This is a genomic window from Actinomadura darangshiensis, assembly GCF_004349235.1.
GTDB lineage: Bacteria > Actinomycetota > Actinomycetes > Streptosporangiales > Streptosporangiaceae > Spirillospora > Spirillospora darangshiensis.
The window spans coordinates 16,225-34,381 of the sequence record NZ_SMKY01000073.1 but is presented as its reverse complement, the minus strand read 5'-3'; the positions used below and the strand labels follow the sequence as shown (position 1 = coordinate 34,381).

17 protein-coding genes are annotated in these 18,157 nt (G+C 74.2%); 4 read left to right on the top strand and 13 right to left on the bottom strand.

Annotation, left to right across the window (positions count from 1 at the left end; translation table 11 throughout):
- The coding region (locus tag E1293_RS18040; protein ID WP_132198575.1) for a serine hydrolase domain-containing protein at positions 1-982 on the top strand (982 nt) is incomplete at its 5' end.
- Here the strand turns inward: E1293_RS18040 and E1293_RS18035 are convergent.
- The gene (locus E1293_RS18035) at positions 969-1,433 is read right to left on the bottom strand and encodes a nuclear transport factor 2 family protein (RefSeq protein WP_132198574.1); all 465 of its coding nucleotides are present in this window, start codon (positions 1,431-1,433) and stop codon (positions 969-971) included. The two genes, E1293_RS18040 and E1293_RS18035, sit on opposite strands and share 14 nt — an antisense overlap.
- Before the next feature lie 158 nt (positions 1,434-1,591).
- Between E1293_RS18035 and E1293_RS18030 the strand changes: the two genes are divergently transcribed.
- Positions 1,592-2,437, top strand: coding sequence for a siderophore-interacting protein (locus tag E1293_RS18030; protein WP_132198573.1), 846 nt, complete (start codon positions 1,592-1,594; stop codon positions 2,435-2,437).
- 70 nt (positions 2,438-2,507) lie between these two features.
- Here the strand turns inward: E1293_RS18030 and E1293_RS18025 are convergent, their stop codons facing one another.
- Together E1293_RS18025 and E1293_RS18020 are read right to left on the bottom strand one after the other, a co-directional pair.
- Complete coding sequence (locus E1293_RS18025) at positions 2,508-3,866, bottom strand: ABC1 kinase family protein (RefSeq protein WP_165978266.1); 1,359 nt, start codon at positions 3,864-3,866, stop codon at positions 2,508-2,510.
- Positions 3,867-3,957: 91 nt separating this feature from the next.
- Positions 3,958-4,596, bottom strand: coding sequence for a QsdR family transcriptional regulator (locus tag E1293_RS18020; protein WP_165978265.1), 639 nt, complete (start codon positions 4,594-4,596; stop codon positions 3,958-3,960).
- Positions 4,597-4,687: 91 nt separating this feature from the next.
- Between E1293_RS18020 and E1293_RS18015 the strand changes: the two genes are divergently transcribed.
- Both E1293_RS18015 and cphA read left to right on the top strand, forming a co-directional pair.
- Positions 4,688-5,521 (top strand): cyanophycinase, encoded by an 834-nt coding sequence (locus tag E1293_RS18015; RefSeq protein ID WP_132198572.1) that lies wholly within the window; start codon positions 4,688-4,690, stop codon positions 5,519-5,521.
- A gap of 2 nt (positions 5,522-5,523) precedes the next feature.
- On the top strand, positions 5,524-8,160 hold the full coding sequence (gene cphA / locus E1293_RS18010) for a cyanophycin synthetase (RefSeq protein WP_132198571.1): 2,637 nt from the start codon (positions 5,524-5,526) through the stop codon (positions 8,158-8,160).
- On the opposite strand, the gene E1293_RS18005 is transcribed toward cphA, so the two are convergent.
- The 10 genes from E1293_RS18005 to E1293_RS17965 all read right to left on the bottom strand — a co-directional run bounded on the left by E1293_RS18005 (position 8,157) and on the right by E1293_RS17965 (position 18,080).
- The gene (locus E1293_RS18005; protein ID WP_243716303.1) at positions 8,157-8,942 is read right to left on the bottom strand and encodes a phosphatase PAP2 family protein; all 786 of its coding nucleotides are present in this window, start codon (positions 8,940-8,942) and stop codon (positions 8,157-8,159) included. The two genes, cphA and E1293_RS18005, sit on opposite strands and share 4 nt — an antisense overlap.
- A 34-nt stretch (positions 8,943-8,976) precedes the next feature.
- Positions 8,977-11,175: an MMPL family transporter gene (locus tag E1293_RS18000; RefSeq protein ID WP_132198570.1), complete on the bottom strand. Its 2,199-nt coding sequence runs from the start codon at positions 11,173-11,175 to the stop codon at positions 8,977-8,979.
- A gap of 159 nt (positions 11,176-11,334) precedes the next feature.
- Entirely contained in the window at positions 11,335-12,492 is a 1,158-nt protein-coding gene (locus E1293_RS17995) for a 4-hydroxybenzoate 3-monooxygenase (RefSeq protein WP_132198569.1), read from the bottom strand.
- A 54-nt stretch (positions 12,493-12,546) separates the two neighbouring features.
- Positions 12,547-13,359, bottom strand: coding sequence for an IclR family transcriptional regulator (locus E1293_RS17990; protein ID WP_243716302.1), 813 nt, complete (start codon positions 13,357-13,359; stop codon positions 12,547-12,549).
- A 27-nt stretch (positions 13,360-13,386) separates the two neighbouring features.
- Positions 13,387-13,791, bottom strand: a complete 405-nt coding sequence (gene pcaC, locus E1293_RS50485; protein ID WP_341770198.1) for a 4-carboxymuconolactone decarboxylase — start codon at positions 13,789-13,791, stop codon at positions 13,387-13,389.
- Positions 13,788-14,558 carry a 3-oxoadipate enol-lactonase gene (pcaD, locus tag E1293_RS17985; RefSeq protein WP_341770197.1) on the bottom strand — a complete coding sequence of 257 codons (771 nt, stop codon included), beginning with the start codon at positions 14,556-14,558 and terminating at the stop codon, positions 13,788-13,790. Before pcaD ends, pcaC begins: the two co-directional genes overlap by 4 nt.
- Complete coding sequence (gene pcaB, locus E1293_RS17980; RefSeq protein ID WP_243716301.1) at positions 14,555-15,760, bottom strand: 3-carboxy-cis,cis-muconate cycloisomerase; 1,206 nt, start codon at positions 15,758-15,760, stop codon at positions 14,555-14,557. Before pcaB ends, pcaD begins: the two co-directional genes overlap by 4 nt.
- On the bottom strand, positions 15,750-16,286 hold the full coding sequence (gene pcaG / locus E1293_RS17975) for a protocatechuate 3,4-dioxygenase subunit alpha (protein ID WP_132198568.1): 537 nt from the start codon (positions 16,284-16,286) through the stop codon (positions 15,750-15,752). The genes pcaB and pcaG overlap by 11 nt, the downstream gene beginning before the upstream one ends.
- A complete protein-coding gene (gene pcaH / locus E1293_RS17970) occupies positions 16,286-16,951 on the bottom strand; it encodes a protocatechuate 3,4-dioxygenase subunit beta (protein ID WP_132198567.1) in 666 nt (221 codons plus the stop codon). The genes pcaG and pcaH overlap by 1 nt, the downstream gene beginning before the upstream one ends.
- 142 nt (positions 16,952-17,093) lie before the next feature.
- Positions 17,094-18,080 carry a sigma-70 family RNA polymerase sigma factor gene (locus E1293_RS17965; protein WP_132198566.1) on the bottom strand — a complete coding sequence of 329 codons (987 nt, stop codon included), beginning with the start codon at positions 18,078-18,080 and terminating at the stop codon, positions 17,094-17,096.
- Between the last annotated feature and the right edge of the window lie 77 nt (positions 18,081-18,157).

Genomic DNA, 18,157 nt, shown 5'->3' with positions numbered 1-18,157 from the left:
GCTCCCCTCGCCCGACCCCGTCGCGCTCCGCGAGGCGTACCGGCCGCTCTCGGTCACCTATAGCTACGACGGCCAGAAGCACACGCTCGGCGACTACCTCGCCCGGACGGGGACGCAGGGATTCGTCGTCCTGGACGGGCGCGACATCGTCTTCGAGCAGTACGTGGCCGCCGGCCGCGACAGCCTGTTCCAGTCGTGGTCGATGGCGAAGTCGTTCACCTCCGCGGCCGTCGGCATCGCGCTCGGCGAGGGCTTCATCGGCTCGATCGACGACCCCGTCACCGGGTACGTCCCCGAACTGAAGGGCTCCGGGTACGACGGGGTCTCACTCCGCGACCTGCTGCGGATGTCGTCGGGCATCCAGTGGACCGAGACCTACAACGTCCCGTTCGTGCACGTCGCCGCGAGCCTCGGGTATCCGCTGACCGAACTGGCCAAGCAGCAGAAGCGCGGCTGGGAGCCCGGCACCAGGTTCGAGTACACGAGCATGAACTCGTTCGTGCTCTCCTGGGTCGTCGCCAAGGCGACCGGAGTCCCGTACCACGTGTACGTCCAGAAGAAGATCTGGGGACCGGCCGGGATGGCCTCCAAGGCCTACCTGGGCAACGACTCCAACGGCAACAGCATGGGGTACTGCTGCTACTACGCCACCGACCGCGACTTCGCGCGGTTCGGCCTGCTGTACCTGAACGGCGGGAAGGCCAACGGGCGCCAGGTCGTCCCCGGTTCGTGGGTGACGCGGTCGACGCGCCCGTCGGCCCCGTTCAACCAGGGGTACGGACTGCAGTGGTGGCTCGGCGAGGACGGCGGCTTCTCCGCCAACGGCCTCGGCGGCCAGCTCATCTGGGTCTCGCCCCGGTACGGCGTCGTCATCGTGAAGTCGACCCTCGCCACCGTCCTCGCCGAGGACGAGACCGACGCCGCGTTCGCGGCGGTCGCGGCCGAGGTGGCCCGCACCCGCGCCCGGGTCACTCCTCCTTGAGCCAGGGGTACCGGCCGGTGTCGGCGCCGGCGTAGTCGGGGTCCAGGTAGATGAACACGCGCTGGATCTTCCAGTCCCGGATCTCGAAGACGTCGCACCACCGGCCGGCGCCCCACTCGGGGACGCCCGCCCGCCACGGCCCGTCCAGGTGCTCGCCGTGGCTGGTGCCCTCGCACACCACCGTGTCGCCGCCGGAGAACACCCAGTTGAACGACGCGTAGTGGTGCCGGATCGCCTTGATCGTCACGCCGACGTCGCCGAACAGCCGGCCGATCTCGTCCCTGCCGGTGGCGAGCCCCCACTTGGGGAAGTAGACCTGCGCGTCGCCCGCGAAGAGGTCGAGCAGCGGCGCGCCGTCCGACGTCACGCCGCCGTTGTCGAAACCCTTCAGGTACTCCAGCGCCACCGACTTGCGCTGCTCGTCCGTCATCGTCTGCCTGCTGAGCGCCAACCGCCTCACCGTCCGCATCGCCCGGCCGCCCACCAGACCGTAACCCGGCGCGTCCCGCACCGATAGCGGCCGACCGCGAACGGCCCCGGAGGAACATTCCTGACGACGCAGAGGTTAGGGTTGCCTAAGTACCGTGATCCGGATCATCGGAGGACCGCATGGCGACGGAACCCGCACGCAAGGGACGCAGGCTGCACCGCGGGACGGTGCTGCGCACCGAGCGCCTCACCCCGCACATGATCCGCGTGGTGGTGGGCGGCCCGGGCCTGGCCGAGTTCGGCGCGGGCGCGTTCACCGACCACTACGTGAAGCTGCTGTTCCCCCAGCCGGGCGTCGCGTACCCCGAGCCGTTCGACATGGAGAAGGTCCGCGCGGAGCTGCCGCGCGAGCAGTGGCCGAGCACGCGGACCTACACCGTCCGCGCGTGGGACGCCGAGGCCCGCGAGCTGACCATCGACTTCGTCCACCACGGCGACAAGGGCCTCGCCGGGCCGTGGGCCGCGGCCGCCCGGCCCGGCGATGAGATCTTCTTCAACGGCCCCGGCGGCGCCTACGCCCCGAGCGCCGACGCCGGCTGGCACCTCCTCGTCGGCGACGAGAGCGCCCTCCCGGCGATCGCCGCGTCCCTCGGACGCGTCCCGGACGGCGCGCCCTGCCGCGTGTACGTCGAGGTCGCCGGCGCCGAGGAGGAGCAGGACCTGCCGGCCCCGCCCGCCACCGAGGTCGTGTGGCTGCACCGCGGCGCCGGCCGGATCGGCGATCTGCTGGTCGAGGCCGTGCAGAAGCTCGACTTCCCGGACGGCGAGGTGCACGCCTTCGTCCACGGCGAGGCCGAGTTCGTCAAGGCCCTCCGCCGCCACCTCCGCGTCGAGCGCGGCCTGCCCATGGACCGCCTCTCCATCTCCGGCTACTGGCGCCGGGGCCGCGACGAGGACGGCTGGCAGTCCTCCAAGCGCGACTGGAACGCCCAGGTGGAGCAGGAGGAGGCCGAAGCCCTCTCCTAAAACCCCAGAGGTGCCCTCCGCTCGCTGCGCTCGCTCCGGTCACCTCGGCGAGAGCCGCGGTGTGCCTGGGTCAGGCGGTGGCTTGGGAGTGGTCGTCCAGGTCCGGGTCGTCGTCGTCGGAGAAGCCGGGGAGCCAGGTCTCCGCTTCGGCGCGGAAGGGGCCCTCGGCCTCCAGCTGGCAGAGGACGCCGCCGCAGCCGGAGAGGGCGCGGCTGACGGCGAGGTACTGCGGCGGGAGGCGGAAGGCGCGGGCGAGCGCGCCGGGGCGCAGGTCGGAGGCGAGGCCGAGGCCGCGGGAGGTCTGCTCGCGCAGCCACTCGCGGGAGTAGCGGAACCGCTCCACGGCGAACGGTGCCGCGTGCGGGGCGACCAGGGCGGCGACCTCGTCGGGGTCCACCTCGGCCTCGGGGGCGAGGAAGCCCTCCTCGCAGAGGGCGTCGACGATGTCGTCGGGGTCGCCGAGGGTGCCGATGCGCAGCAGGCGGCCGATCGACCACTGGAGCTCGGCCGGGACGCGGGCGGCGCCGCCGAAGTCCAGGACGCCGAGGCGGCCGTCGTCCAGCAGCCGGAAGTTGCCCGGGTGCGGGTCGATGTGGATCATCTCGCAGCGGGCCGGGCCGGACAGCAGGAAGCGGAACAGCAGCAGGCCGGCGCGGTCGCGGCGGTCCTGGTCGGCGCCGGCGATGACCTTGGCGAGCGGCGTGCCGTCCAGCCACTCGGTGACCAGTACGTTGCCGGACTGCGCGACGACGGCGGGGACGGCGAAGTCGGGGTCGCCGGCGTAGGCGTCGTGGAACGCCGTCTGGGCGCGGGCCTCGTCGACGTAGTCGAGTTCCTTCTCCAGGCGGCGCTTGAGGTCGGCGATGACCGGCTTGACCTCGACGCCCGGGAACAGCGGGGTGAACAGGCGGCTGAGCCGGGAGATCTGGTTGAAGTCGCTCATCAGCGCCCGGGCGGCGCCCGGGTACTGGACCTTCACCGCGACCGTGCGGCCGTCGTGCCAGACGGCCTTGTGGACCTGGCCGATGGACGCGGCCGCGGCCGGGTGGTCGTCGAACTCGGCGAACATGCCGCGCCAGTCGTCGCCGAGGCCCTGCGCGAGGACCTGGTGGGTGGTGGACGCGGGCATCGGCGGCGCCGACTCCTGCAGGCGGGTCAGGCTGTCGCGGAACGGCCCAGCGATCTCCTCGGGCAGCCCGGCCTCGAAGATCGACAGCAGCTGCCCGACCTTCATGGCGCCGCCCTTCAGCTCGCCGAGCACGGCGAACAGCTGCTCGGCGGTGCGGCGCTGCACCTCCAGCGCGACGGCCTCGGCGGGGCGGCCGATCGTCCGCTTGCCGAGCCCGAGGGCGGTGCGCCCGGCGAAGCCGAGCGGGAGGGTCGCCAGCTTGGCGGTCCGCGTCACCGCGCGGCGGGGGATGTCACTCACGGCCCGGTGGTCCCTCTTTCGACGATGCGTCCAATGACTTCAGCCTCTCACGGGGGCGATCGTCAGGAAACGGTCTCGCCCCGTCAAAGATTCAGCGTCCCGGCGCGCCGGGAGATTCCCCGCCGGGGCCGGGCGCGCAGGGCCGCAGCAGCAGCTCGACGACCTCCAGGGCCTGGTCGATCTCCGGCCGGTTGCCGCCGAGGTAGTGCGCGTACATGAACGAGTCCGCGACGCGGACGATCGCCTGCGCCAGCGTGCGGGTGGGCAGCGGGACGCGCAGCGCGCCGCGGTCGATCTCCGCCTGCAGCTCCCCGGTGAGCAGCTCGGTGGCGCGGCCCTCGATGGTGCCGGGCATGGTGGCCAGCCGGATGAACAGCCGGGGTTCGCGTTCGGTGAACGCCTTGAGCGGCTCGGCGTCCACCACCGCGCGCATGAACCGTTCGAGGACGGCGAGGATCCGGTCGGCGCCGGTGCCGCCGACGCCCCGCGCGGCGACCCGGTAGGTGCGCTCGGTCATCTCCCCGAGGAGGGTGGCGAGCAGCTGCTCGCGGCTGCCGACCCACCGGTAGAGGGTGGCGCGCCCGACGCCCAGCTCGGCGGCCAGCGCCGACATGTCGATCGGCTCGCCCCGCAGGTAGTGGGCGGACGCGGCGGCGACCGCGGCGGCGGGCCCCGGCGGCCGGGACGAGCGCCGGGCGGGGCCGTCCGGCGGAACGGGGCTGCCGCTCATCCGCACAGCATGGCACAGCGGCGGCGCGACCCGTCCCATGACACATCGCGATCGTGAGACTACCGGATGTGATCAGGGGTAGTCAGCAGATGTGAAGGACAAACACGCGGGTGCCGGACGCAAGGGCCGGCTGCTGATCATCGGTGGGGCGGAGAACCGGACCTGCGGGGCCGGGCCCCTGGAGACGTTCGTCGAGCTGTCGGGCGACGAGGACGCGCGGATCGTCGTGATCACGACGGCGACGGAGGTACCCGAGGAGGTCGCCGACGAGTACACCGCCGTGTTCGGGCGGCTCGGCGTCTCCTCGGTGCGGGAGCTGCGGCTGCTGGGCCGGCCCGCGGCCGACGACGGGGCGACGCTGCGGGCGCTGGATTCGGCGACCGGGGTCCTGTTCAGCGGCGGCGACCAGTCGCGGATCCGCACCCTGGTCGGCTCGAAGACCAACGACCTGCTGAAGCGGCGGCTCGACCAGGAGGGCCTGGTGATCGCCGGGACCAGCGCGGGCGCGACCGCGATGGGCCACTGGATGATCCTCGGCGGGCACGGCCACGAGGTGGCCGCGTCCAGCGTGAAGGTCGGCCCCGGGCTCGGCCTGCTCGACAACGTGCTGATCGACATGCATTTCAACGAGCGCGGCCGGCTGCCGCGGCTGATGAGCGGGATAGCGCTCGACACCCGGCTGCTGGGCGTCGGCATAGACGAGGACACGGCGATCGTGGTCGGCGACGGCCATTTCGAGGTCGTCGGTACGGGCGTGGTCACGGTCGTGGACGCCGGGCAGGCGACGGTCGCCTACGCCGCGTCCGACGACGAGCCGATGGCGATGTTCGACGTGTCGCTGCACCTGCTGCCGGCCGGCTGCGCCTTCCAGATGAACGACAAGCTCCCGGCGATCGGCAACATGCGCGGGCCGGAGGAGGAGTAGCCGTGCGGCTCGACCATGTGCGCCGCCTGAGCGGCCCGAACGTCTACCTGTCCCGCCCGGTCGCGATCGCGCGGCTGGACCTGCAGGGCCTGACCGGCCACGAGACCACCGACCATCCCGGTTTCGCCGAGCGGCTCGTGGCCGCGCTGCCCGGCCTGGCCGGGCACCACTGCTCGGCGGGCCGGCCGGGCGGGCTGCTGGCCGCGATGGCGCGCGGCACCTATTTCGGTCACGTCACCGAGCACGTCACGCTGGAGCTGTCCGGGCTGATCGGCCGGGAGGTGTTCTTCGGCCGGACCGTGCGGGCGGGCGGGCCGAGCGACTACGACGTGATCCTTGAGTGCCCGCGGGACGAGCCGGCCGGCAGCCCGGTGGTGGAGCGGCTGATCACGCTCGCGGTACGGCTCGTGAACGGCGCGCTCGCGGGGATCGTGCCCGATCCGTCCGCCGATCTGGCCCGCGTCGCCGCCGTCCACGAGGAGGAGCGGCTCGGGGTGAGCACGGCCGCGCTGGCGCGGGCGGCGCGGGAGCGCGGCGTCCCGGTCCGCCGGGTCGGCGGCCTCAACCTGCTGCGGCTCGGGTACGGCCGGCACCGGCGGCTGGTGTGGGCGGCGATGACCGACGCCACCTCGGCGATCGGGATGGAGGTCGCGGGCGACAAGCGGCTCGCGCACCGCGTGCTGGCCGACGCCGGGCTGCCGGTGCCGGAGGGACGGGTCGCGGCGTCTCCGGCCGAGGCGCTGGAGGCGCTGCGCGACATCGGCGGGCCGGTCGTCGTCAAGCCGCTCGCCGGCCACCAGGGCGAGGGCGTGCACATCGAGCTCACCACGCCGCCGGAGGTCGTGGCGGCGTTCGCGTCCGCCGCCGGGGACGACGGCGAGGTCCTCGTGGAGTCCTACATCCCGGGCGGCGACTACCGGGTGCTGGTGGTCGGCGGGCGCGTCGCGGCGGCGGCCGAGCTGACCGCGGCGTGCGTCACCGGCGACGGGACGGCCACGGTCGAGGCGCTGGTGGAGCGGGTCAACGCCGACCCGGCGCGCGGCGAGGGCCACGACCGGCCGCTGACCCGGCTCGTCCTCGGCCCCACCGAGCTGGCGCTGCTCGCACGGCAGGGCCACGGCCCGGCGTCGGTGCCGGGCGACGGCGAGCGGGTGTGGCTGCGCCGCAACGCGAACCTGTCCACGGGCGGCACCAGCCGGGACGTCACCGCGGACGTGCACGCCGAGGTCGCGGCGATGTGCGTGCGGGCGGCGGCCGCCGCCGGCATGGACGTGTGCGGCATCGACCTGCGGCTGCCCGACATCGCGTCCCCACCGCCCGCCGAGCGCGGCGCCGCCGGGATCCTGGAGGTCAACGCGGCGCCGGGGCTGCGGATGCACCTGGCCCCGCACGAGGGCGCCTGCCGGGACGTCGCCGGCGACATCGTCGGCCTGATGTATCCGGAGGGCACGCCGTCGCGGGTGCCGGTCGTGTCGGTGACGGGCACCAACGGCAAGACGACGACCGTCCGGATGATCGCGCACATGCTGGAGCTGGACGGCCGGCGCACCGGCATGACCAGCACCGAGGGCGTGTACGTGGGCGGGCGCCTCGTCCACCGGTCCGACGCGTCCGGGCCGCGCTCGGCGGAGATGGTGCTGGGCGACCGGTCGGTGGACGCGGCCGTGCTGGAGACGGCGCGGGGCGGGATCGTCCGGCGCGGCCTCGGCTACGACCGCGCCGACGTCGCGGTCGTCACCAACATCACCCGCGACCACCTCGGCATGGACGACACCGAGTCGCTGGACGACCTGGTCGACATCAAGGCGCTGGTCGCCGAGGAGATCCGGCGCGGCGGCGACCTCGTCCTCAACGCCGAGGACGAGGCGTCGGCGGCACTGGCCGGGCGGCCGGGGGTCCGCGGGCGCGACCCCGTGGTCCGCTACTTCGCGCTCGACCCCGCCGCGCCCGTCCTCGCCGGCCACCTGCGGGACGGCGGGACCGGCTACTTCGTGGAGCACGGCCGGCTGACCGAGGCGCGCGGCGACACCCGGACACCGATCCTGCCGGCCGAGGAGGTGGCGGGCTCGTTCGGCGGGCACGCCGGGCACGTGATCGCCGACGCGCTGGCCGCGTCCGCCGCCGCGCGCGCCCTCGGCGTCCCGGTGGACGTGCTGGCGCGGGCGCTGCGCTCGTTCGACCCGCACACCCGCAACCCCGGCCGCGGCTGCGTGTACCAGGTCGGCTCGAACCCGGTCCTGGTCGACTACGCGCACAACCCGGCGGCGGTCTCGGCGATGGGCGCGTTCGTCGAGCGGCGCTGGGGCGCGGGGGTCGCCGCGGTGACGCTGCCGGGCGACCGTTCCGACGAGCTGGTCGGCGAGACCGCGCGGGCGCTGTCGGGGACGTTCGGCCGCGTCGTCGTCTACGAGGACGAGGACCTGCGGGGCCGCCGCTCCGGCGAGATGACCCGGCTGATCGTGCAGGGGCTGCGGGAGGGCCGCCCGGACGTGTGCCACCACCCGGCGGGCGACCTGAAGGGCGCGCTCGCGTCGGCGCTGGACATGGCGGAGCCGGGCGAGCCCGTCCTGCTGCTGTACGAGAAGCTCCAGCCGGTGGCGGAGCTGCTCGAAACGCTGGGCGCGGAACCCGCCGGCTAGCCGGCCGGCTCGTCCGCGACCGGGGGGCGCAGCAGCAGGACGATGACCGACAGCAGCGCCAGCACCACGACGCCGTCCAGCCAGTAGTGGTTGGCGGTGGCGACCACGACCGCGATCGTGAGCACCGGATGCAGCAGCCACAGCCACCGCCACCGCGTCCTGGACGTGACGACGAGCCCGAGCGCGATGAGGGCGGCCCAGCCGATGTGCAGGGACGGCATGGCCGCGTACTGGTTGGCGATCGTGTCGGTCTGCGGCGCCCCGTACACCGACGGTCCGAACCGGGCGGCGGTGTCGATGAGCCCGGTCGCGGGCAGCATCCGCGGCGGCGCCAGCGGCACGAGCAGGTGCAGGACGAGCGCGGCCGCGGTGAGCAGCACGATCGTCCGGCGCACCCACCGGTAGTGGGCGGGCCTGCGCAGGTAGATCCAGAGCAGGAACACCGCGGTCGCCGGGAAGTGCACGTAGGCGTAGTAGCAGTTGGCCGCGTGCACGAGGAGCTCGCTGTGCAGCAGGCCGTGCTGGACGCCCGTCTCGCCCGGCAGCGCCAGGACGCGTTCGAGGTGCCAGACGCGGTGGGCGTTGTCGAACGCCTCGGTCACCCGGCCGTTCGCCAGCAGCCGGCCGAGCTTGTAGGCGCCGAACAGCACGATGATCAGCAGCAGCTCGCGGACGGGCCGCGGCCGGCCGCCGGGCCCGTTCCCGGACGCCCCGGACCGGCCGGGTCTGCGCAGTCGCGCTAAGGCACCGGCCGGGCGGGGCGGCTGTTCCAGGAGGCTCACTGCGCTGTCCTTCGCGGTTCGGTTCGCTTGCCGGTCACGACCGGGCCCGGGCGGGCTCCCGCCCGGGGGCGGGCCGTCCGGCGTCGTCGAGCAGATGCCGAAGCCTCTCACCTTCCACGTCCACGTTGGGAACGGCGCGCGCCAGCCACCCCGGCAGCCACCACGCGGCGCGCCCCGACAGCGCCATCACCGCGGGCACGATCGTCATCCGGACCACGAACGCGTCGAACGCGACGCCGGCCGCCAGCGCGAACCCCATCATCTTGATCATCGACTCGCCGGAGGCGACGAAGCCGGCGAACACCGCGATCATGATCACGGCCGCGGCGGTGACGACGCGGGCGCCGTGCCGGAACCCGGTGACGACGGCCTCGGCCGGGGCGGCGCCGTGCACGTGCTCCTCGCGCATCCGGGTGACGAGGAACACCTGGTAGTCCATGGCCAGGCCGAACACGACGCCGATCAGGAAGACCGGCAGGATGCTCATGATCGGCCCGGTCTCGGCGACGCCGAGCAGCCCGGCGAGCCAGCCCCATTGGAAGACCGCGACGACGGCGCCGAACGTGGCCGCGACGGTCAGCAGGAACCCGAGGGTGGCCTTCAGCGGCACGAGCAGCGACCGGAACACCAGCATGAGCAGGATGAACGCGAGGCCGACGACGACGGCGAGGTAGGGCGCGAGGGCCTGGCCGAGCTTGGCGGACACGTCGATCGCCATCGCGGTCTGCCCGGTCACCATGGCTTCGACCCCGGTCGCGTCGCTCCGGTCGCGGATCTGCGAGACCAGGTCCTCGGTCCGCTCGGTGCTGGGCCCGCTCTCGGGGACGACGCTCAGCACGGCGGTGTCCCCGGTGCGGTCGACGAGGGGCGGCGTGACGGCGGCGACGTCCGCCATGCCCTTGACCTCGCCCGCGAACCGCTGCGCGGAGGCCCTGGCCTGGCCGCTGCCCCCGCCGTCCACGACGACCATGAGCGGGCCGTTGAAGCCGGGGCCGAACCCCTCGGCGAGCAGGTCGTAGGCCTTGCGCTGGGTGCTGCCGGACGCGGCGATCTCGTCGCCGGGCAGGCCGAGCCGCAGGTCCAGGGCGGGCGCGGCGACGACGCCGAGACCGGCGACCGCGACGAGCAGCACCGGCAGCGGGCGGCGGACGACGAACCGCGCCCACCGCTCCCCGAGCGGCGCCTTCCCGTGCCGGGTCCCGCCGCCGCGCAGGCCGGGGAGCCGGCCGCCGAGCACCCGGCGGCCGGCGAGGCCGAGCAGGGCGGGCAGCAGGCTGAGCGCGATGAGGACGGCGACGACCACGGCGAACGCGGCGGCCAGCCCCATCTCGGTGAGGATCGGGATGCCGACGACCGCGAGCCCGGCCAGGGCGATGACGACGGTCAGCCCGGCGAACACCACCGCGGACCCGGCGGTGCCGGCGGCCCGCCCGGCCGCCTCCTCGCCGGACCGCCCCTCCGCCAGTTCGTGCCGGTACCGGGAGACGATGAACAGGGCGTAGTCGATCGCGACGGCGAGGCCGAGCATCAGCGCGAGCGTCGAGGTCGTCGAGCTCATCTCGAACAGGCCGGTGGCCGCGGTGATCGCCGCCATCGCGATGCCCACGCCGAGGATCGCGGTCAGCAGCGGCAGGCCGGCCGCGATCAGCGACCCGAAGGTGATGATCAGCACGACCGCCGCGACCGCGACGCCGATGACCTCGGTGGCGCTCTGCTCCGGCATGCCCTCGGTGGCGGTGCCGCCCATCTCGACCTGGAGCCCGGCGGCGCGGCCGGGCTCGGCGGCCGCGGCGAGCGCGTCCCGCGCCTCGCCGGTCACGTCGATCGGGGTGGCCTTGTAGGTGACCTGCGTGTACGCGATCCGCCCGTCCGCCGACACCGCGCCTGCCCGGTAGGGGTCGGTGACGGAGGCGACCTGCGGCGCGGCCTTCAGCCTGCCGACGACCCGCTCGACGGCGGCCTTGCCGGCCGGATCGGTGACCGTCCCGCCGGAGGGCGCGGCGAGCACGACCCGGGCGGTGGCGCCGTCGGCGGAGGCCTCCGGCATCCGGTCCCGGAGCAGGTCGACCGCCCGCTGCGCCTCGGTGCCGGGGATCGAGAAGTCGCTGGACGTGGGGCCCTTCAGGGCGGCGGCGCCCACCCCGGCGAGCACGAGGAGCCCCACCCACAGCAGTGCGACGAGCCGGCGCCGGCGGAAGGAGAAGCGGCCGAGGCGGTACAGGAACGTGGCCAATTCATCTCCCCCGGACGGTCATGGGACGTCCGCGTCTACCACGGACACGCCCACGGTAGACCGAACTTGCCTACATGGCAAAATTACAGGGTCTGCCAAATTACGTGACGTGCATCTCACTGCGCCGGCGGGACGGAGACCGCCGCCGGGGAATGGGCGCTAGGGAATGGGGAGGCCCGTGTAGTTCTCGGCCAGGGACGCCTTCGCCGCCTCCGAGGAGGCCACATAGTCCAGGTGGGAGCGCTGGAGCCGCCGCTCGAAGTCGGTCGCCGCCGGGTCGGCGTGCAGCAGCGTGGTCATCCAGTACGAGAAGTGCTCGGCCCGCCAGACCCGCCGCAGGCACGCGTCGGAGTAGGCGTCCAGCAGCGTCTGCGAGCCCGAGGCGTACCGCTCGGCGAACGCCCGCGCCAGGATGATCACGTCGGACACCGCGAGGTTCAGGCCCTTCGCCCCGGTCGGCGGGACGATGTGGCCGGCGTCCCCGGCGAGGAACAGCCGGTCGTGCCGCATCGGCTCGGCCACGAAGCTGCGCATCGGGGTGACCGACTTGTCGGTGATCGGGCCCTCGTGCAGCTTCCAGCCGTCGTCGGTGGCGAACCGCGTCGCCAGCTCGTCCCAGATGCGGGCATCGGACCACGCGGCGATGTCCTCGTCCGGCGCCACCTGGAGGTAGAGGCGGCTCACGTGCGGCGAGCGGAGGCTGTGCAGCGCGAACCCGCGGTCGTGGTTGGCGTAGATCAGTTCCTCGGTGGACGGCGCGACGTCGGCGAGGATCCCGAGCCAGGCGAACGGGTACTCGCGCTCGAAGGTCCGCAGGCCCGGCACCGCCGGGCGGCTGACCCCGTGGAAGCCGTCGCAGCCCGCGATGTAGTCGCAGTCGAGGGTGTGCGTCTCGCCGCCGCTCCGGAACGTCACGCTCGGCGCCGACGCGTCCAGTTCCACGGCCTCGGCCTCGAACCGCACGTCGCCGCCGTCCGCCAGCCGCTTGGCGACCAGGTCCTTGACGATCTCGGTCTGCGCGTAGACGGTGACGGTCCGGCCGGTCAGGTCGGTCAGCGGGATCCGGTGCCCCGCGCCGCCGAACCGCAGCTCGAGACCGTGGTGGACGAGCCCCTCCCGGTCGAGCCGCTCCCCCGCCCCCGACTCGCGCAGCACGTCGGTCGTACCCTGCTCCAGCATCCCCGCCCGCTGCCGATGCTCCACATAGCCGCGGTCCCGGCTCTCCAGGACCACCGAGTCGATCCCCTCCAGATGGAGCAGGTGGGACAGCAGCAGTCCCGCGGGGCCGCCGCCGATGATCGCGACCTGGGTACGCATCGCTCCTCCTCGCAGTCGGTTCACCCGGCGATGCTCGCGCGCATCGCCGCAGGTTCAAGCGCCGGTCTTCCGCTCAACGGAAAACGCGTCGGGATGCCCGCGCCAGTGCGCCGCCACGTCCCGCGAGAGCGCCCGCGCCGCCGTCGTCAGCGGCGGGAGCAGCCGCCGCAGGTCGGCGGCGCGGGTGCCCGCCACCAGCGACATCGCCGCGACCACGTCGCCCGCCCCGTCCCGCACGGGGGCGCCGGCCGACGCCGCGCCCAGCGTCATCTCGTCTCGGGTCAGCGCGTAGCCCGACCGGCGGACCTGCTCGAGGCAGCGGCGCAGCTCCGCCGGGTCGGTGATGGACCGCACCGCGTGCCGGGCCAGCTCGCCGGCCAGGACCTTCTCCCGCACCTCCGGCGGCGCGTAGGCCAGCAGCACCTTGCCGACGCCGGTGGTGTGCAGCGGCAGCATCGCGCCGACCTGCGTCACGACCGGCACCGAGCGGGTGCCGCGCAGCCGCTCGACGATCAGCACGCGGTCCTCCCGCAGGACGCCGAGCTGGACGTTGTCGTGCGTCGCCTCGTAGAGGTCCTCCATGTGCGGGAGGGCCAGCTCGCGCAGCCCGGTGACGGCCGGCGCCTGGCTGCCGATGCGCCACAGCCGGGTGCCGATGCGGTACGTCCCGTCGGGGACCCGCTCCAGGAACCCGCCGGCGGCCAGCTCCCCGACGAGGCGGTGGCCGGTCGCGAGCGGCAGCCCCGACCGGCGGCAGATCTCGCTCAGGTTGAGCCGGACGCCGCCCTGCGCGAACGCGTTCAGGATGGCCATCACCTTGCCCGCCACGCTGACCGGCCGTGCCCGTTCCGCCCTGTCAGCTGCCACGTGGCCCTCCGCCCGGGCTCGCGCCCGTCACTCCTGTTCGGTGAGTACCCGCTGGGCGACGGCGAACGCCGAGTTCGCGGCGGGCACTCCACAATAGATCGCCGTCTGCAGGAGCACCTCCTTGATCTCGTCGCGGGTCAGCCCGTTGCGGAGCGCGGCGCGCACGTGCATGGCGAGCTCGTCCAGGTGGCCGCCGGCGACCATCGCGGTGAGGGTGATGCAGCTGCGGGTCTTGCGGTCCAGCCCGGGGCGGCTCCAGATCTCGCCCCACGCGTACCGGGTGATCATGTCCTGGAAGTCGGCGGTGAAGCCGTCCTTGCGGGCCTCGGCGCGGTCGACGTGCGCGTCACCGAGCACGTCGCGGCGCGTCCGCATGCCCTGCGCGTGGCGCTGAGCGTCGGTCGCGCCCTCGTCGTCGCTGCGCTGGCTCATCGGCCGGGTCCCTTCCAGGTGCGGTCCAGGTGTGCGGTGACCGCCTTGGTGACCGCCACCGGGCGTTCGGCGTTCGCCAGGTGCCCGGCGCCCTCGATGACGGTCAGCCGGGCGTCGGGGATGCCGGCGGCGAGCCGGTCGGCGTGCCCCTGCGGCGGGGTCGGGCCGTCCTGGGATCCGGCGATCACCAGGGCCGGCGCTGTGATCTCCGCGAGCCGCCCGGTCGCGTCGAAACCGGCCAGGGCGTCGCAGCAGCCCGCGTAGCCTTCGGGATCGGTCGCGCGGAGCATCGCCACGTAGGGTTCGGCGCCGGTGAAGGACCGGGTGAACCAGCGTCCCGCCGCCGTGTCGGCCACCGGCCCGACGCCCTCGCGGCGGACGAGCGCGGCCCGGTCGCGCCAGGGGCCGGGATCGCCGAAGCGCGGGGACGTGCAGCACAGGACCAGGGAGGCGACGCGGTCCGGGGCGCGGATCGCGAGCGCCGTCCCGACGGCGCCGCCGAGCGACACTCCGGCATAGGCGGCCCGGTCGACGCCGAGGCCGTCGAGCAGGGCGATGATCCCGCCAGCGAGGTCGCCGATGGTGAACGGGCCGCCCGGCGCCGGCGCGCCGCCGTGGCCGGGCAGGTCGTAGCGCAGCACCCGCCAGGTCCGGGTCAGCGCGGGCAGCTGCGGCAGCCACAGGTCCATGGACGTGCCGAGGGACGGGCCGAGGACGACGACGGGCGCGTCCTCCGGGCCGTCCAGGCGGTGCTGGGGCACGGTCACGTGCGGCTCCTGCGGTACGCGTCGAGGGCCTGGCCGACGAGGACGGCCGCGGCGCCGGGCCCGGGGTCGTCGCCGAGCACGTCCAGCAGGTCGTCGAGGTCGGCCTGCATCAGCTCCGTGGACACCTCCAGGCCGTCCAGCAGCTCGGCGGCGGTCTCGGCGGCGCCGCCGGCCAGCCGCAGGCATTCGCGGAGCGGCAGCCATTCGGCGTGCCACTCCCCCGCCGGCCGCTCGTGCGGCGCGGCCTGCGCGGCGAGGATCACCTGGACCTGCGCCGGGACCTGCAGCGCGGCCGACCGGATCAGGGTGGACAGCGCGGGGTTGCGCTTGTGCGGCATCGACGACGAGCCGCCCCTCCCCGCGCCCGCCGCCTCGGCGACCTCGCCGACCTCGCTCTGCGACAGCAGCCACACATCGGTGGCGATCTTGCCGAGGGCGCCGGTGACCAGCGCCAGCGCCGCCGCGAGGTCGGCGACCGGCGTGCGGCGGGTGTGCCAGGGCAGGACGGGGCACGCCAGCCCCGTCTCCCGCGCGTAGGCCGCGACCAGGTCGAGCGCCTGCTCGCCGAAGGCGTCCAGGGTCCCGGCGGGGCCGCCGAGCTGGACGGGCAGCGCCAAAGCGGCCAGCCGCTCCCGCGCCTCCAGGCAGCCCAGCAGCCAGTTCGCGGCCTTCGCGCCGAACGTCGTCGGCAGCGCCTGCCGGCCGAGCGTGCGCGCCGCCATCGGGGTGTCGCGGTACCGCGCCGCGAGCCCGGCCAGCGCGTCCAGTGCCCGGTCGAGGTGGGCGAGGACGACGCGCCTGGCGCGGGCCGCGACGAGCATGGCGCCGGTATCGGCGATGTCCTGGCTGGTGGCGCCCTTGTGGACGTGCTCCGCGGCGCCGCCCGCGAGGGCGCGCAGGTCGGCGGCCAGCGGCACCACGGGGTTGCCGGAGCCGCGCGCCCGGCGGGCGACCCCGACGAGGTCGATCCGGCCGGCGTCGGCGGCCTCGGTGATCGCCTCGGCGGCGTCCGCGGGGACGATCCCGAGCCGGGCCTGCGCGCGGGCCAGCGCCGCCTCCGCGTCCAGCATCGCGGTCAGGTAGGCGAGGTCGCTCGTGGCGGCCTCCGCCTCCGTCCCCGCCCGGACCGGGGACAGCAGCCCGGCGTCCGGCGGCACCGCCGGGCGCTGCTCGCCGGCCCCCCGGCGTTCGTCAGAAACCAAGGAAGACCGTCTCCCCCTCCCCTTGCAGCCGCACGTCGAAACGGTACTCCCGCTCGCCCGCGCGCTCGGCGACCAGCGTCGCGCGCCGCGCGTCCGGGACCTCGCCGAGCAGCGGGTCGCTCGCGTGGGCGGCCTCGTCCTCGGGGAAGTACAGCCGGGTGAAGACGGGCTTGAGCAGCCCGCGCGCGAAGATCAGGACGGCGATGTAGGGGGCCGCGCCGCCGGTCGCGCCGGGCTTGACGGTGCTGAACCAGTAGCCGCCGGCGGCGTCGGTGCCGCACCGGCCGAATCCGGAGAACCCGTGCCCGGCCCGGACGATGCCGCCGGGGCGCCGCGGGATCTCGCCGTTCCCGTCGGCCTGCCAGATCTCCAGCAGCGCGTCCGGCACCGGCTCGCCGGCGCCGTCGAGGACGCGTCCGCGCACGCTGATCGCGTCCGGGCGCCAGGGCGGCACGACCTCCGGGCCCGCGTCGTAGGGCAGCGCGTAGCCGAAGAACGGGCCGACGGTCTGGGAGGGCGTGGTCATCAGGCCTCCATCGGGGTGTCGCCGAGGACGATGTCCCACTGGTAGCCGAGCGCCCACTCCGGCTCGGTGGTGTCCATGTCGAACCGCGAGACGAGCTTCTCCCGGTCCTTCTCCTCCGGGATCGACTGGAAGATCGGGTCGTAGGCGAACAGCGGGTCGCCCGGGAAGTACATCTGCGTGACGAGCCGCTGGGTGAAGGCGGTGCCGAACACCGAGAAGTGGATGTGCGCCGGCCGCCACGCGTTGTGGTGGTTTCCCCACGGGTAGGCGCCGGGCTTGATGGTGACGAACCGGTAGCGGCCGTCGCCGTCGGTGAGGCAGCGCCCGGCGCCGGTGAAGTTCGGGTCGAGCGGCGCCGGGTGGATGTCGCCGAGGTGGCCGTACCGTCCCGCGGCGTTCGCCTGCCACACCTCCACGAGCGCGCCCCGGACGGGCCGGCCGGCGCCGTCGAGGACCCGCCCGGTCACGATGATCCGCTCGCCGAGCGGCTCGCCGGCGTGCTGGACGGTGAGGTCCTCGTCCTTGCGGCCGAGCTCCTGGTGCCCGAAGACCGGCGAGGCCAGCTCGACGCTGTCCGGGCCGAGCTTCGGCATGATCAGTTCCTGCCCCGGGGCGCGGAGCACGGTGCTCTTGTAGCCCGGGGACAGGTACGGCGGGTGCGTCATGCGCTGCCACCTTCCCGTTCCCACTGCGCCGGTTCTCACTGCGCGGGCGGCCGGCGCGGTGCCGCCGCCGGCTACCACCCTCGCAGCCGGCGGCGCACGCACCGAACCCGGGTTTCCGTCCAGTGGAAGACGGGGGTCGCGGTCAGAGCCGTTCGGGCAGCCCGAACAGGGGGAACAGGCTCGTGTCGAAGAACACCGACGCGTGCGCGACGCCGTCGCCGGTGACGCTGAGCACCTGCAGGTGGTACGGCAGGTGCACGCCGTTCTCGTCGCGCCTGTACAGCCCGAAGGCGGGCTGCCCGTTCGCGGCGGCCGGCACCATCCGCAGCTCGCCCGGAGTGGGCGCGCACTGCGCGATGATGAGCCGGACGACGTTCTCCGCGCCGAGGAACCACTCGGGGAACGGCGGCATCTCCCAGATGATGTCCTTCTTGAACAGCTCGATGAGCCCGGTGATGTCGGCGTCCTCGAACGCCTTGGCGTAGCGTTCGAGCAAGTCGCGCTGGTCCGGGCCGGTCGGCTCGACCAGCCGGTCGCGCATCGGCGCGTCCTGCTCCAGCTGCGCCCGCGCCCGCTGCAGCGCGCTGTTGACCGCGGCGGTGGAGGTGTCGAGCAGCTCGGCGACCTCCGCGGCCCGCCACTTCAGCACGTCCCGCAGGATCAGCACGACCCGCTGCTTGGCGGGCAGATGCTGCAGGGCGGCGACGAACGCCAGCCGGGTGCTCTCCCGCGCGGCGACGATCGTGGCGGGGTCGGCGGCGTCGGCGCCGAGCACGCTGTCGGGGACGGGCTCCAGCCACGGCACCTCGTCGGCGGCCACGACGGGCCGCTCCGGCTCGTCGCTCGGCCCGCCCAACCCGGTCGGCATGGGGCGCCTGCCGCGCTGGTCGATCGCCGTCAGGCACACGTTCGTGGCGATCCGGTACAGCCACGTCCGCAGCGAGGAGCGCCCCTCGAAGTCGCCGTAGGAGCGCCACGCCCGCAGATACGTCTCCTGCACCAGGTCTTCGGCGTCGTGGATCGAGCCGAGCATCCGGTAGCAGTGCGCCAGCAGCTCGCGCCGGTACGGGTCGGCGAGCTCCTGGAAGTCGCGGTCTGTGTCGATGGTGCTGTTCGCCATGGTGGTCATCACCTCTGCTCGGCGGCGTCGCCCGGACGGCGGGCCAGCGTGCCTCGTCGTTCCCGACCGTAGACGAGCCCACCGAC